Origin of the sequence: Micromonospora sp. RP3T (genome assembly GCF_003027925.1) — a bacterium.
Taxonomy (GTDB): domain Bacteria; phylum Actinomycetota; class Actinomycetes; order Mycobacteriales; family Micromonosporaceae; genus Micromonospora.
Window position 1 is genome coordinate 54,152 of sequence record NZ_PYPS01000024.1, and the last position, 14,859, is coordinate 69,010.

Consider the following 14,859-nt stretch of genomic DNA (forward strand, 5'->3'; position numbering starts at 1 on the left):
TGGGTCACCCCTCGCCGGGGCGCACCAGCCCGCTCTCGTACGCGATCACCACGAGCTGGGCGCGGTCGCGGGCCGTCAGCTTCTGGAGCAGCCGGCTCACGTAGGTGCGTGCGGTGTCCGGGCTCAGGAACAACGCCGCCCCGATCTCCGCGTTCGACCGCCCGGCGCCCACCTGCGCCAACACGTCTCGCTCCCGGGCGGTGAGTCCGGCCAGCCGCGCCGGGTCGGCCACCGGCGAGCGGGCCGCCGCGGCGAGCACCCGACGGGTGACGGCGGGGGAGAGCAACGCGTCCCCGCCGGCCACCACCCGCACCGCGTCGCGCAGCGCGTCCGGCGGGGTGTCCTTCAGCAGGAAACCGGCCGCCCCGGCGCGGATCGCCTCGAACAGGTACTCGTCGTCGTCGAACGTGGTCAGCACCACCACCTGCACGCCGGCCAGCGTCGGGTCGGCCAGGATCCGCCGGGACGCCGCCAACCCGTCCCCACCCGGCATCCGCACGTCCATCAGCACCAGGTCGGGCCGCTGCTCCCGGACCACGGCGACCGCGCCGACACCGTCGCCGGCCTCGCCCACCACCACGATGTCCGGCGCGCGTTCCAGCAGCGCCCGCAGCCCGGTCCGCACCAGGTGCTGGTCGTCCACCACGACCACGCGCACCGGGTTCACGTGGCGACCCGGGCGAGCGGCAGGTCCGCGTACACCCGGAAGCCGCCGGCCACGACGGCGCCCGCCGCGACCGTGCCACCGAGCAGCGCGACCCGCTCCGCCATGCCCCGCAACCCCTGGCCGGCGCGGCCCGGCGACCCGCCGCGACCGTCGTCGACGACCTCCACCGTCAACCGGCCCGGCGTCGCCCGCACCGCGACCGTGACCCGGCCGGCCCCGGCGTGGCGCACCACGTTGGTCAACGCCTCCTGCACCACCCGGTAGACAGTGCTGCCCACCACCGCCGGCAGCGCCGCCACCGGCCCGTCGACGCGCAGCTCCACCGCCAACCCACCCCGGCGGACGCCGTCAACGAGCGCCGGGAGCTGCGCGAACCCGGGCGCCGGCCGGTGCGGTCCCGGCTCGCGACGCAGCGTGCCCAGCGTGGCCCGCAGCTCCGCCATGGCGCTACCGCTCACCGCGTGGATCGCCGCCAGCGCGGTCTCCGCCCGCGCCGGCTCGTGATCGGCGAGCGCCTCCCGCGCCACCGCCGACTGCAACGTGACCACCGACATGGTGTGGCCCAACGTGTCGTGCACCTCCCGGGCGATGCGCAACCGCTCCGCCTCCACCTGCCGGGCCGCCTCCCGGCGGCGGTCCTCGGCCGCGGTGACGGCCTGCCGGTCCAGCGCAGCCCGCAGCGACCGCCGGTTCCGCACCGCGTCCCCAAGCGCGATCACCGCCAGCATCAGCGCCGCCTCCGACCCCAACGCCGCTCCCACCACCACCGCGACGTCGTCGCCCTCGACCAGCCGGGCGGTCACCGACACCGTCAGCAGCCCGCCGGCCACCAGCGCGGCCGGCAGCACCCGTCCCCGCTCCGCGACCCGGTAGAGCACCGCCGCGGCCGGCGCGGCCACCCCGAGCGGCGGCAGGTCCAGCGCGTAGTACCCGAGGATGCCGACCGCCGTGGCCAGCAGCGCCGGCAGCGGCCACCGTCGGGCGCACCACACCAGCGCGGCCAACCCGACACCGAACGCGCCGGCCAGCGCCGCCGCGCCCGGCGCGGTCGCCTCCGTCGCCACGGCGACCACGACCAGGCCGAGCGTGGCCGCCGCGAGTACCGCGTCGGCGCGGGTCAGCGAGAGGTCCGGCACGGCCCCGAGCCTAGGTCCGCGCGGCCCTCCGGCGCTGCCGCCCACAGGCGTCACTGACAACCCCCGGGTGTACGCCGAGAGGCGACAACCGCGCACGCGGCTACGCGGACGACGACCGACGGTTGCCGCCCTAGCGTCGATGACGTCCCCTTGAGATGAGGAGAACCGTCGTGTCCCGCACCAAACTGACGTGGCTCGCGCTGATCGTGATGGTCTGGGCGGCGATGCTGTCGTTCGGCGGCGTGGCCGCCGAGACCGTCATGCTCTACCCGAACATCTTCAACGACCCGCCCGCCTCACTCGACCGCGCCCGCGCGTTCCTGGTCGACGGCGGCCCGCACGACTACTTTCCGCCGCTCGGCGCGTCAGTGGTGCTGAGCAGTCTCGCCGCGACGCTGCTCACCTGGCGCGACCGGCGGCTGCGCTGGTGGGTCGCCGGTGCCACAGTGGTTTTCGTCGCCTGCGAGTTCCTGTTCTCGGCGGTGTTCTTCTGGCCGCGCAACGAGATCATGTTCGTGGACCCGGTGGGGACGCACTCGCCGGAATACCTGCGGCAGGTGGCCTCGGAATTCGTCGCCGGGCACTGGGTGCGGTTCGCGGGTGGGGCGGTGACGGCCGGGTTGGCGTTCGTCGCGTTGCTGCGGTTCGTGCGCTCGACCGCGCCGACGGGTGAGCCGGGCTGACCTGTTCTGCGTCAAGACGCCGCTCGACAATGAGCTGGCCTGCCAGGAACACGAAACCGAGGTGCTCGGCCGCAGCGAGATGCACGCGGCGATCCTGGCGATGGGCTTCCACCCGACGGTACGAATCGTCAAGACCCGCCGGACCGCCCGACTCGATGAGATGGTGCTCTGCCTGGACGAGCTACGACTCGCTGATCAGGGCGGCGTCGGCGGTCGTGGTCTGAGCGGTCGACGCCTGGTCGAGGAGCCGCCGTACCTCGACGAGCAGTGCGGCGGCGACCTGGTCGGGGGTTGCTCGCCTACGTCGTGCAGGTGCACCCGGAATCAACGGGGGCGCTGGGGGGAGGCCACCAGGCCGGCGATGCTCCACGGCGTTCCTCCCGAACAAGCAAGATCTTGCCGCTCTGTAACATGCCGCGCATGTACGCGCTTTACGCCTGGGGAAACTTCATCAGCGAGGTCGGACTCGACCGGCGGCCGGCCTGGCTCGACCCGGCGGTACTCCGTGGCGAACAACAGGTCATCGACGAAAGCCTGATGATCGGCGACACCGACACGCTGCTGGTCGACGGTGCCGGCACTCTCTTCGAGATCGATGGCGACGACGAGAATCTCGTGCGCGGTAGTGAGCTCATCGGCCGCGACCTCAGCGGTGTCGAGTGGCGGGTCTCCCGCATCCGGGCAGCCACCGACGGCACCCGCGAGGACGCACTGCGCATCGTCGCGGCGATCGAGGAGGACGGCGACTACTCCGAGGAGGACGAGCGGCACGAGTACAACTCGGTCCCGGTTGGCGAGATCGTCACCCTCTGGGAAGACGATCACGGCCAGTGGACGCTAGCCCTGGTCAAGCTCTGAAACAGCTCCGCCAACCTCACCAGCGTGACGAAGAAGAGATCGAATCATTGGGCCTGCGACGCGTCGACCCTGGAACACGTCTTCGATCACCCGGTCCGCCTCAGCCCGGTTGACGCATGACCGGGAGTGGGTGAGGGTGCTCGGTAGCGTCCCGTAGCGCCAGACCGAGCGCAGTAGCTCGGCGAAGGCTTCGTGGGTGTCGCCGTGAAGCCACCACGCCGATACGCTGCCGTCGGGTGGGTCCGTGGTCACGGTGAGGACGCATTCGTGCGGCTGCCACCGGTAGGAAGCCGCGCCGCCGGCCAGCGACCGCCGGGACGGCTGCCCATACCGGGCGGTCAGTTCGGCGATGACCACCGCCGACGCCGGCTGGTCGATCGCGGTTGCCCATAGCCCGTTGCGGTAGGGCTGCATCGGCCATTGCTCAAGGGACTCCCAGTCCGCGTCCGGCCCCTCGAACGACAACGGCAGGTCGCGCTCGTGGTAGAACGACGCGAACCAGTCCAACAGCCAGCCGCTGAACGACTCGCCGTCGCGGCCCCACCCCAGGCCCGATTCCGCCGTAGACGTTCTGGAGCAAGCCCAGACCAGCGGATCGTCGGCCCCGCCGAGCTCGAAGCAGTTGACGTACGCGGCGTAGGTCTCCGTTTCGAACCACACCAGCGGCCCGCACCGATCCTGTACCGGCTCCACCGAGTAACTCGCGAGAAAGGGATCGCTGCCCACCTGGGCCCGCTCGACTCCCGCGAGGATCTCCTCCAAGGAGAGCAGGTGGTTGTCGTAGGCGAACTCCCGCCACAGATCGGGCAGCGGAAGAGTCCAGTATTCCCCGTCGACCACGACGCCGGAGTCGTTGAGCACTGGGATGCGAACGATGGTTGTAGAACTCGAATACTGCGGCGGGTAGCGCGCGCTTCGTCCGGCGACCCCATTCGTTGATCAGCTCAACCATCCGTGGGTCCTGCTCAGCCTCGGCGCACATCAGATCGTAGACACTCTGCAACCACGGAACGGCACGCGGCGACCGGCTGGAGACCTCGATTGACATCGACCTCAGCCTAAGTCGCTGGTACAAGCCTACGGATTACCGCACATGTCGCAGCCCGGGGGCCGCCGACCGTTACCGGTATTCCGGTCAAGCTGCCTTCTCAGGTCCGTGCCGGGCTCGGCAGCAGCCCGACGTCCTGGAGCCGGCCGTGGGCCATTCGGATGTGGGCGGGCGTGAACAGCCGGGCCTTGCGCCCACTCCACGTTCGCACCCGATCGATCAGCTCGTCGATGTCGGTAGCCGGAGGGTGCAGCTCGGCGGCGTAGTGCACCGTCGCCAACAGTTCGAGGCTGTACGGTGCCTCGAAACCGTCGACAAGCTGCGCGAAGCGGTCCAGCAGCGCGTCCGGGACGGGATGTGCGGTGAACCAGGCGGAGACATCGTCGGCCGCGCCGTCGACCAGGCGGACCGGCTGGAGCTCCTCGACCCGGGCTGATCGATCGCCGAACCCGGTGAGGTAGTGCCCCTCGATCCGGTCGAGGACGTGGTTGAGGTTCTCCGCGTAAGGGCCGTATCGCCCACGAGCGAAACGGAGGCGAAGGGGTTGGCCGAGCACTTGGAGGAAGTAGGCGATCTTCTGGATCTCCAGGACGGTGACGCCCTCACGGGGTTCGAGCGCGCGGGCGCGGTCGACGTAGCGCTCGATCGCTCGCAGCAGCGTGGCTCGGCCAGGAGTGAGCCCGGGCTTTTCCGTGGCCACCGGCATGTCACCGGGATCGGGGGCACCTTCGGGGGGGAACAGCAGCACCCGGACCTCGGGAAGCGCGGCGAAAGCCTCTTCGATCATGGGCTGAACCTCACCCCAGGTGAGACCGCCGTTGCCGCAGCCCAGAGCTGGGACCGCAACTGAAGTGATCTTCCTTTGGCGCACCACGCGGACCAGATCCGCCAGCCCCGAGCGGATGTCTTCGATCCGGGAACTGGCACGCCAGTGACCCTTGGTGGGAAAGTTGATCACGTATCGCCGGGGACCGAGGCGAGCTGAGTCGAAGACGAACATTTCGCCCAGCTTGACCTCTTGCGCCGCGCAGGCAGCTCGGTAGGCGGTGTAGTTGGCCGGGTAGGCGCGCTTGAACTGGAGGGCGATGCCCTTGCCCATGACACCCACCGTGTTGACCGTGTTCACGAGGGCTTCGGCATCGGCGGTCAGGAGGTTGCCATGGCTGATGACGATCACTCACGCACCTCCCCTCGCTGGTATCCGTAGTACCAGTGCCGTCTGACATCAACGTACGCGTCGATGATGCCAGCAGCTCGGAGGATGTGGACGACCTGCGTCCTCCGAGCCTCCGTCCGCACGACGTAACCCGTGATCAGGTCGAGCGGAAACTCGCGGTGGACCAGCAATTCGGCCATCCGGCGTCGGACCCGGTCGGAGTCCTCGGGAACGTTCTTCCAGTACTTGGCTCGCATCAACGGCCAGTCCACCAGCGCGGCCAGGTCGCCGAGGGCTCGGGAGAAGGTGGTCACTCCCGCGGCGCAGTTGCCGTCGCTTGCCACCCAGGGCAGGCCTGCTCCATGCACCCGATCGATCGAAGTCACCAGGTAGACGAGCGGATCGTCCCCGCCGGGGTAGCAACCTTCCCTTCCGTCCCGATGCTCCCGCGAGATCCGAAACATCATCGGCGACAGGGGCGCGAAGTAGAACGGCACGTAGTCCGCGACGACGCCACCGGGTGGGCAGGTGACCGGGCGGGTCCGGCGACTGGCCTTGATGTCAGCGGCGCCGACATCGGTCCTCAGGCGCGCGCCAACAGAATTGTCAGCAAGCAGCTTGCCGGCGGAGAGGACGCTCGGAAGATTGTCGACATGCGTGAAATGCATGATCGGCGCACGCTCGGGCTTCGCTGGACGCACCGCTCAGTCCAGTTCGCCGGGGTCGATCCGTGCCTTCACCTCCGCGTGTTCGGCGAGCAGGTAGAGCAGGTTCGAGCCGTCGATCAGCTCCAGCGGCTTCCCGGAGGCGAACTCGTACGAGGCCGGGCCGTAGCCACTGGTGGTCACGAGGATGCCCTTGGACGCGCCCTCGTTCTGCAGGGTGCCGAACAGGTCGCGGACAGCGGAGACATCGACAGTGTTGCGGTACCGTTTGGCCTGGATGACCACCTTGCCGCCGAAGATGGGTCGGGGGTCGAAGGCGACGCAGTCGACGCCGCCGTCTCGCGACGGGCGCGTCTGCTTGGTATCCAGGCCCATCCTGGCGAAGAGGTTCTGGATGAGGCTCTCGAACTCCGTCGGGCTCAGCTTGAGCAGGTTCGGCCGCTGGTCCAGGTCGGCAAGTACGTCGACCTCGTCGACGAAACGCTTGTCGACCATGTCGAACTCGAGCACCGGTCGCACCGGCGCCAGCTCCGCAGGACGCTTGGAAACCGAGGCATTGAGGTGTTGCAAGCAGGCCAGCGGCTCGACCAACTTCAGATTCAGCCCGGTGAACACGTCCCGGGTGGTCCGAAGCGTGACGAGGCACGGCTGGACGGATGCGCCGGTCCGGGGGTCGGTCGTGTCGACGATGCCGTTGAACACCACCGTTTCCACGAGTCCGGAGCGGTCCGCCTCGAACAGTTCATGAACCGTCCGCAACGTGACCTGGGCGACGAGATTCGCGTACCGTTCCTTGATCTCCTTGGCCGGGCGGGCAGCCGTGGTGATCTCGTCGCGCGACTTGACGTACCGGTATTCCCGGACCGCAGGGATCACGTCCAGGATCGGCAGGTGGTATTCGACCACCAACTGCCGGGACTCCGGGACATAGGCGAGCCGGTAGTGCTGAGGGAAGTCGTCCGGGTAGACGGAGTTGCCCAGCACCATGCCGAAGTATTCGACGACGGGCTCGGGCTCGGCGGCGGCGAGGGCCGCCGCGAAGCGCTCGATCTCCGCGTTGTGCGCATTGACTTCCGCGTCGACCTTCGCGCAGTGCTGCTGGTATTTCTGGTGGGCGGCCGACAGCCGGCGCTGCCGATCCGCCTCGGCCGCCGCGTGTTGCGCCTGAGCCTGCGCGAACGACTGCTGTGCCGCCGCCATCTGCTGCTGGTGGCGGGCTTGGCCGCCGAACATCTTGCTGATGCCGCTGGGGGCGGGGGGAGCGAAGCGCCGCCAGTCCGGAGGTGGCAGCGGGGTGCCGAGGGGCCCGGGGTCGAAAGGTGGGTGCTTCGCGGACCGCCGCAGGCGGCGAAGGTCGATGTGGTCGTCGACCTCGAGCGTTGCCGAGAGGAGTTTGTCCAACTCGTCGAGGTGCGACTGGAGGTCTGCGTTGTCGGCGACCACCTCGGCCGTACGCGCCTCCGCGTACAGCCGTTTCCTCTCGCGTTCGTTCGCCGCGCTGGCGCGCTGCGCGGCCTTCATCGCGCGGTCTGCCTCGCGACGCATCTGCTGATGGTGTCGGTAGGCGGCGGCCTGAGCCTGCTTCTGGGCGCGCACCTGCCGCGCATGCGCCCGTTGCATCTCCTTGAGGATGCCCACAGTCGTTCCTAGGTGTCAGGAGGGTTGCGGAATCGACACCATAGCCAGCGACCACGATGCGTGGACCGTGTCGAGTGAGTAGCGGCTCGTTGCTCAAGCGCAATTAGTCGCTATCCTCCCGAATGAGCCAGAGTTTCATGTCAGATCTCAGACAGATGCCCTTAGTCCAGACCTATCGCTCGACGGAGGTCGATTGTGGACCGTTGGCGCACCCGCCCGCCGGAACGGACCGCGATCGTGCCAGCTCGGTCAGTGAATTCCTGACGACCGGGGACTCCCGCCCACGGGACTGCGGCCGGTAGGGTCCGAAGACCGCCATGGGGAGGTCGGTCGTGATGTACGTGTTGTCGCGGCACATGTCGCAGACGAGTCGAAATCTGCGGAGGCTTCCAGCCCTGCCGGACTGACCACTCGGATCTTCGAACCTGCCCGACCAACACAAAGGGTGCGCATGCTCTCCCGCTCGACGTCCACTGTCGAACTCCCGTCGGTGATCCTCGACCGAGCCACCTCGCTGGTCGACTACCTGATGGCCGTGCGGGCGCAGATGGAGAAGCCCGCCCGGACGGTGCCGCCCGCCGACGCCTTCTGGCAGCACGACCTGCCCGCCCATCCGGACTGCCAGGTCGGTGTCTCGCCGGACGGCAGCAGTTGGTTGCGGGTGGGTCTGCCGGCCGCCCCGAAGCCCCTGCGCCCACCGGCGGAGTTCGTCCCGCATCTGGCCGGCCCGGTCTCGTACGACAGTGAACCGCGTCTGGCGGCGGACGACGAGACGGTCGAGCGACTCACCGACCGCTTCGCGCAGTGGCGGGAACGCGACTGGCGTCCCTGGGCGGAACAGGCGCGGCGCACCGAGGCGGTCCGTGGGCTGCACCGCGGCCTGTTCGACCTCAAGCACCGCCTCGACATGAACGCCGCCACCCAGGAGCTGGTCTGGGGTCACGGTCTCCTGCGTGCGGAGATCGACGCCCACCGGGTGCACTACCCGCTGGCGGCGACGCCGGTCGCCATCGAGTTCGACGCCGACCGGTCGATGATCCGGGTGGTGCCGCAGGGACCCGCCCGCCTCCAGACCGACCCGCTGGCCGGCCTCGACGAGCGCTATCTCGGCCAGCTCCTAGAGCTCGCCGGCTCCGGCGGGCAGCTCGACCTCGACGTCTGGGACGACCTGAACCGGGTGGAGTTCCTGGATCGGGCGCTGCGCCGACTCGGCCTCGACCCCACCGTCCGGGCCGTCGGCGAGCCCGCCCCGGCCGGCCCGTACGCCCACGACACCGGCGTGCTCTTCGTCCGCCCCCGGCAGCGGATGCTCCGGCGGTTCCTCGAGGAGCTGCGGGCGCGTCTGCTCGCCGGGGACACCGCGACCATCGGCGCGCTGGCGGCCATCCTCGCCCACGAGCCGAGCCGCCTGGAGATGCCGCACGACCAGCCGGAGCGGTGGACGCCGCTCGGCGAACGGCTGCTCATGCCGCTGCCCACCAACGAGGCGCAGGAGTCCATCGCCCGCCGTCTCGCGCAGCACCGCAACGTGGCCGTGCAGGGGCCGCCCGGCACCGGCAAGACGCATACCATCCGCAACCTGATCTGCCACCTCATGGCGCACGGCAAGCGGGTGCTGGTGGTGGCGCAGAAGGAGGACCCGCTGCGGGTCCTGCGGGACGGACTGCCGGCGGAGATCCAGTCGCTCTGCCTGGCCGTCCTCGGCCGGTCCACCGACCAGCTCGTCCAGCTTCAACTGGCCGCCCGGGAACTCTCCGACCGCGGCGCGACGCTCGACAAGCGCGCCGAGCAGCAGCGGGTGGACCGGCTGCGCCGGCAGCTCGAGGAGACCGAACGCGATCTGGGGCAGGCGCTCGGCGCGCTGCGGACGCTGGCCGAGAACGAGTCGGCGCACCACGAGATCGACGGTGTCCGCCTGTCGCCCAGCGACGTGGGCGCCTGGCTGCGGGAACGCGCCGACCGGTACGGCGACATCCCCGACGACATCCCTCCGCACCTCGACCCGCCGCTGACCGTCGAGGAGTTCACCGACCTGCTCGACATCGCCCGCCGTACCAAGCGTCAGGACCGGGCCCAGGCGTTGCGGCACCTGCCGACGGTGGCCGCGCTGCCCGCCGCCTCGGCCCTGACGGCCGCCCGGCGGGACCTGACCATCGCCCGCGCGGAGCTGGACCGGCTCGCCACCGACGGCGTGCTCCTGCCGGAGGTACGCGCGGTCGGCCGACCGGCGATCGACGACCTCGGCCGGCAGTTGCGGGAGGCGCACGCCATCCTCGCCCGGCGCGAGGGCGCCTGGACGGACCGGCTGGCCAAGCTCCTCCAGGCCGACCCGAACTGGCAGGCCATGTGGACCGACCACGTCGAGGCCGTCCAGCGGGCGCTGGCCGAGTTCGGCCAGGCGGCCCGGGTCGTCGCGGCGCACCGGGTCCACGTCCCGGAGGCGCACCTGGCCGAACCGCGCAAGCTGGTGGCGCAGCTCGGCGAGCTGCGGCAGCGCTTCGCCGCCGGCAAGGGGGTCAGCAAGCTCTTCCAGGGCACGCTCGCCAAGCTCGCCGCCGAGTGCCGCATCGACGGCGAGGGCCTGCGGGGCGTCGACGACGTGGACGTGGTGCTCGCGCACCTGAATCTGCGGCGCCTGCGGCAGGAACTGGAGACCCGGTGGGCCTACTGGCGCGGTCCGCTCCAGTTGCCGCCCGCAGCCGGCGACCAGCCCGAACTCTGGGTGGGCGGGTTGCTCACCGACGCGGCCACCGCCCTCGACTGGGACCGTCGGGGGTGGCCCACCCTGCACGCGACCGTCCGTCGGCTGGTGCCCCGCGTCGAGCAGACCGTCGACGTGCGCCGGATGGCCGCGCTCACCCAGCTGGTGGCCCGGTCCGCGACCGTGTTCGAGCACGACCGCCTCGTCGCCGAGGAACGCGGCCTGGACGCCGCGCTCCAGGCCGGCATGTCCACCGACGGCGCCAGCGAGTTGTGGCGGCTGCTGGACCAGAGCCGACAGGGCGACCTGTCCGCCTGGGACGGCATCCTCGACGAGGTACGCCGGCTGGCCGCCCTCCGGCCCGACGCGCAACGATTCACCCAGCTCACCGACCGGCTCCGCCCGGCGGTACCGGCGTGGACCGCCGAGATCGACGCAGGCGCGGCGACCGCGCTGGCCGGCACCGGCGGCGACTGCCCGCACCGGTGGCAGTGGCGCCGCGCGCAGACCTGGTTCGACTCCGTCGTGGGCAGCGTCGACCCGGTCGTGCTCGGCCGCCGCGTCGAGCAGACCCGGGACCGGATCCGCCGCCTCACCCAGGAACTCGTCGTGGCCTCGTCCTGGCTCGAGGTCGCCAAGGCCCTCGACGATCGCCGCCGGGCCGCGCTCGCCGACTGGACCACCGCCCTCCGCAAGATCGGAAAGGGTACGGGGAAGAACGCCGCCCAGTGGCAGGCGCACGCCCAGCGGGCCATGAGCGCCGCCGTGGACGCCGTTCCGGTCTGGGTCATGTCCGTGGACCGGGCCATCGAGCAGTTCACCGGCGGGGCGCACTTCGACGTGGTGATCGTGGACGAGGCGTCCCAGGCCGACATGTTCTCCCTGCCGGTGCTGAGCCTCGCCGAACGCGCCGTCGTGGTCGGCGACGACCAGCAGATCGGCCCGCAACTGTCGTTCGTCGGCACCGTCGCCGGCCTGATCAACTCGCACCTGGTCGACGTGCCGTCGGCCGAGCACTTCGACCCGGAGAGCAGCCTCTACGACCACGCCGTCCGCCGCTCCCCGGAGCGGATCCTGCTCACCGAGCACTTCCGCTCGGTACCGGCGATCATCGGTTTCTCCAGCCAGACCTACTACGGCGGGGAGATCGAGCCGCTGCGGACCGACCGGCCGGCGGGCATCGGCGAACCGGTCGTCGCGGTGCACGTGCCCGCCGGAATCCGACAGGACGTCGCCCCGTACGGCAACGTCAACGTCGCCGAGGCGGAGGCCCTCGTCGCGCAGGTCGCGACGATCGTCGCCGACCCGGCGTACGAGGGGCGCAGCATCGGCGTGGTCAGCCTGCTCAGCACCAGCGGGCAGGCGATCCATCTGCTCACCCGGCTCCGGGAGGAGATCGGCGAGGAGGAGATGGAACGACGTCGGATGCGCGTCGGTGACTCGTACACGTTCCAGGGCGACGAACGCGACATCGTCCTGGTCTCGATGGTCGTCGAACCGCACTCCGGGCCGGTGTCCGCGTTCACCAAGCGCGACCACCACCGGCGGGTCAACGTCGCCGCCTCCCGCGCCCGCGACCAGCTCTGGGTCTTCCACTCGGTGCAGCCGGCGGACCTACGCGCGGACGACGCGCGCGGACTGCTGCTCACCTACTGTCAGAACGTCAACGCCGCCGAGGAGGCGTACGACGACCTGGAGCGGCGCTGCGACAGCGACTTCGAACGCGAGGTGCTGCGGCGTATCCTGCGGCGCGGCCACCGACCGCTGCCCCAGTTCCGCATCGGCGGTTACCGGATCGACTTCGTGCTGCCCGCGCCGGACGGCCGACGCCTGGCCATCGAGTGCGACGGCGACGCCTACCACGGGCCGGACCAGTGGGAGAGCGACATGCGCCGCCAGGCGGTGCTGGAGCGCGTCGGCAACTGCGTGTTCGTCCGCATCCGGGGAAGCGTGTTCAGCCGGGACCCGGAGGCGGCGCTGGAGCCGCTCTGGCAGCGCATCGACGAGCTGGGCATCGGTGCCTTCCTTGCCGCCGCCCCGCCTGTCGCCGCCGACCCGTCGGCTACTGTCGCCTCCGCTCCGCGCGTCATCGACGCCGAGGTGGTGCGGCAGGCGACTGCCCCGGCCGTGGCCGATGGAGACGAGCGGGCTGAGCCGGTCGCCCCGACCGCCACCGTGGTCGAGACGGTGCGGCCCGAGCGAGCGCCGGCATCCGAGCCGCCGATCCGAACCGAGGACGAGGCAGCGGGCGACGGTACGGTGCCCGTGCCCGTCGGCTACCGCAATGTCGCCTGGCTGCGGCCCTACGAGGCGGTGGCCGCCACGGACTGCTACAAACTCTGCCGCGACGTGCCGATCCGCCACGAGGGCAAGGTACTCGGGTGGGCCCGTTACTACGACAGCGCGTCGCCGGAGGCCCGCAAGTATCGGGCCAACGTCCGGGTGGAGCGGGCGCATCCGAGCGGCGCGCGGCAGGTCTGCTGGGTACGCCCGCACGAGGCGAAGGCCGTGATCGGCGCCGCTTCAATGAAGCGGGACATGCCGGTGGTGGACAGCCGGGGCAGGCACGCCGGCCTGGTGCAGTATTTCCCGCCGTCCAGCCCGGCCGCCGTCCGGTTCCGCAGCGTGACCCGGCTGCTACGGCTGACCGGCGGCGACGGACCCGTCAGTCCCGCGCCCGATCCGCGGGCCGCTGCCACCGCCCCCGTCGTTGCCGTGCCGGTCCCAACCGAGGTGCCGGACCGCCAGGCGCTGGAGGAGGCGTTGCGACAGGCGATGGTCAGCGTCAGCGGCCGAGCGCCGGAGTCATCGGGCGAGGCGGTGCCGGAGGCGGCTGATCGGCGGGCGTTGGAGGCCGCGTTCCACGAGGCGATGGTGCGCACCTATGAGCGGGCCCGGGACGAGGCGCAGTACAACGCGACGCTGTTGCTGCGGATGGTGACGGAGAAGGGCGGCCTGGTGACGGCTCGGCAACTGCTGCACCAGCCGGTGGTGTCGGACGGGTTCACCGCGTTGTGGGAGCGAGGGCGGGTGGACCTGACCGCGGAGGCGGTGGTGATCCGGCCAGGGTTCCGGGAGCTGTTCACCGAGGAGGAGTTGGCGGTCGCCAGCAGTCGAGTGGTGGAGGCGTCCGCGCAACTCGCGTGAGGCCGGAGTCATCTGCCGCCGGCCAGGAAACTGAGGTAGGGCGTTCAGGCCGCCGTCCGGAACTTCTCGTAACGTGCCTCCAATCTGTGGCGGTGTGGATGGGCAGAGCGCTGCCGGGGAAGACTGATCTGACGCCCGTGCATCTCCTGAATCCCATGGCGCAGCATTGGTCCGTCGACTTCCTTACGAATGTCGGGACGGACCTCGACTCGGTGGTCGGGACGGATTCCGAGGATGTTTTGATCGAAGGCAGCGTGATGGATCTTGCAGAGTGCCAGGCCATTGGGGACGACAGGGTCGCCGGCCGGTTGGCCGTCCGGGATGATGTGGGCGGCGTCCAGCAGCGATCCATGCCGTAGTTGGCAGATGGCACAACGGGTGCCATAGGCTTGCAGCACTCGCGCTCGGAAGACTGGCTGATGGAGTCGTAGCCTTGTGAGGCGCTCGACGTACCGTCGTCTCTCCGTGCCGACAGCGTCGCCAGGCACGATCAAGCGCTGCGCCTCATCGAGTGCCACCACAAATTGCAGTTGCTGCGGCTCGTCTGCGATGAGCCAGACGGGGTACCTCGGCAGGTAGAGAGCGGGCGCGATCCCGACGAACCAGATCAGAGGTAGCCCGTGCTCGTAGGCGCGACGTAGGGCAACGTTTTCGGGATGCTCAGGATCTTCTCCGCGATACTTATACCGTAGAAGTCCATCCGGTCCTTCTCGATCCTCGTAAGGCGGCAGATGGCCCGGCGGGGTGTACCGAGTGCGGAAGGACAGTGCCGCGTCGAGGAACGCTGGCTTACGGATGCCGCGCTGTCGGTCGAGGAGTGCGACCCGTCTTCCTTCGAAGATGAACTCCGCCAGCTCTGCTTGAGTGGCTAGCTCGCGCTGGTGTTGCGCACGCTCCGTGAGCCAGTCGGCAGCCGCAGTGCGAAGGCGTAGGTCGAGAGCCGCATCTTCCATGATCGACATACTGCCATGCCTACCATCGATTCCCTTCCGCTGAACGGTTACCGTCTGAAGGCTTAAGCGTTGTTGTACCCACCAACCTCGGTTTGATCGGTCCGGCGTGGACCTCCAACAGGAGGCCGCCCTTCTAGAACGGCCGGAGCCGCCCTATGGAGTCGAACGCATGCTGGGCAGCGGTGTTACTCCGGCCGCACCAGTAAT

General features: G+C 70.1%; 10 protein-coding genes. 3 read left to right on the forward strand and 7 right to left on the reverse strand.

The genetic code is table 11. The features are described 5' to 3' along the window. Nucleotides 1–4: 4 nt before the first annotated feature. Both C8054_RS19720 and C8054_RS19725 read right to left on the reverse strand, forming a co-directional pair. A complete protein-coding gene (locus C8054_RS19720) occupies nucleotides 5–667 on the reverse strand; it encodes a response regulator transcription factor (protein ID WP_107158683.1) in 663 nt (220 codons plus the stop codon). Further along, complete coding sequence (locus C8054_RS19725) at nucleotides 664–1,803, reverse strand: sensor histidine kinase (protein ID WP_107158685.1); 1,140 nt, start codon at nucleotides 1,801–1,803, stop codon at nucleotides 664–666. Before C8054_RS19725 ends, C8054_RS19720 begins: the two co-directional genes overlap by 4 nt. Nucleotides 1,804–1,973: 170 nt before the next feature. Between C8054_RS19725 and C8054_RS19730 the strand changes: the two genes are divergently transcribed. Together C8054_RS19730 and C8054_RS19735 are read left to right on the forward strand one after the other, a co-directional pair. Next, nucleotides 1,974–2,486 carry a DUF1772 domain-containing protein gene (locus C8054_RS19730; protein ID WP_233219726.1) on the forward strand — a complete coding sequence of 171 codons (513 nt, stop codon included), beginning with the start codon at nucleotides 1,974–1,976 and terminating at the stop codon, nucleotides 2,484–2,486. Between the two features lie 420 nt (nucleotides 2,487–2,906). Beyond that, nucleotides 2,907–3,344 carry a hypothetical protein gene (locus C8054_RS19735; RefSeq protein WP_146179940.1) on the forward strand — a complete coding sequence of 146 codons (438 nt, stop codon included), beginning with the start codon at nucleotides 2,907–2,909 and terminating at the stop codon, nucleotides 3,342–3,344. On the opposite strand, the gene C8054_RS19740 is transcribed toward C8054_RS19735, so the two are convergent. The 4 genes from C8054_RS19740 to C8054_RS19755 form a co-directional block, all read right to left on the reverse strand. Continuing rightward, nucleotides 3,324–4,205: a hypothetical protein gene (locus C8054_RS19740; RefSeq protein ID WP_107158690.1), complete on the reverse strand. Its 882-nt coding sequence runs from the start codon at nucleotides 4,203–4,205 to the stop codon at nucleotides 3,324–3,326. The two genes, C8054_RS19735 and C8054_RS19740, sit on opposite strands and share 21 nt — an antisense overlap. 287 nt (nucleotides 4,206–4,492) lie before the next feature. Further along, nucleotides 4,493–5,569 (reverse strand): macro domain-containing protein, encoded by a 1,077-nt coding sequence (locus C8054_RS19745; protein WP_107158692.1) that lies wholly within the window; start codon nucleotides 5,567–5,569, stop codon nucleotides 4,493–4,495. Next, nucleotides 5,566–6,249 carry a DUF4433 domain-containing protein gene (locus C8054_RS19750; RefSeq protein WP_146179941.1) on the reverse strand — a complete coding sequence of 228 codons (684 nt, stop codon included), beginning with the start codon at nucleotides 6,247–6,249 and terminating at the stop codon, nucleotides 5,566–5,568. Before C8054_RS19750 ends, C8054_RS19745 begins: the two co-directional genes overlap by 4 nt. Nucleotides 6,250–6,252: 3 nt before the next feature. Beyond that, nucleotides 6,253–7,851 (reverse strand): restriction endonuclease, encoded by a 1,599-nt coding sequence (locus C8054_RS19755; protein WP_107158696.1) that lies wholly within the window; start codon nucleotides 7,849–7,851, stop codon nucleotides 6,253–6,255. Nucleotides 7,852–8,302: 451 nt separating this feature from the next. On the opposite strand from C8054_RS19755, the gene C8054_RS19760 reads away from it, so the two are divergent. Next, a complete protein-coding gene (locus tag C8054_RS19760; RefSeq protein ID WP_107158698.1) occupies nucleotides 8,303–13,699 on the forward strand; it encodes an AAA domain-containing protein in 5,397 nt (1,798 codons plus the stop codon). Between the two features lie 44 nt (nucleotides 13,700–13,743). Here C8054_RS19760 and C8054_RS19765 read toward each other — a convergent pair whose 3' ends face one another. Continuing rightward, nucleotides 13,744–14,661 (reverse strand): HNH endonuclease, encoded by a 918-nt coding sequence (locus C8054_RS19765; protein ID WP_199199849.1) that lies wholly within the window; start codon nucleotides 14,659–14,661, stop codon nucleotides 13,744–13,746. Between the last annotated feature and the right edge of the window lie 198 nt (nucleotides 14,662–14,859).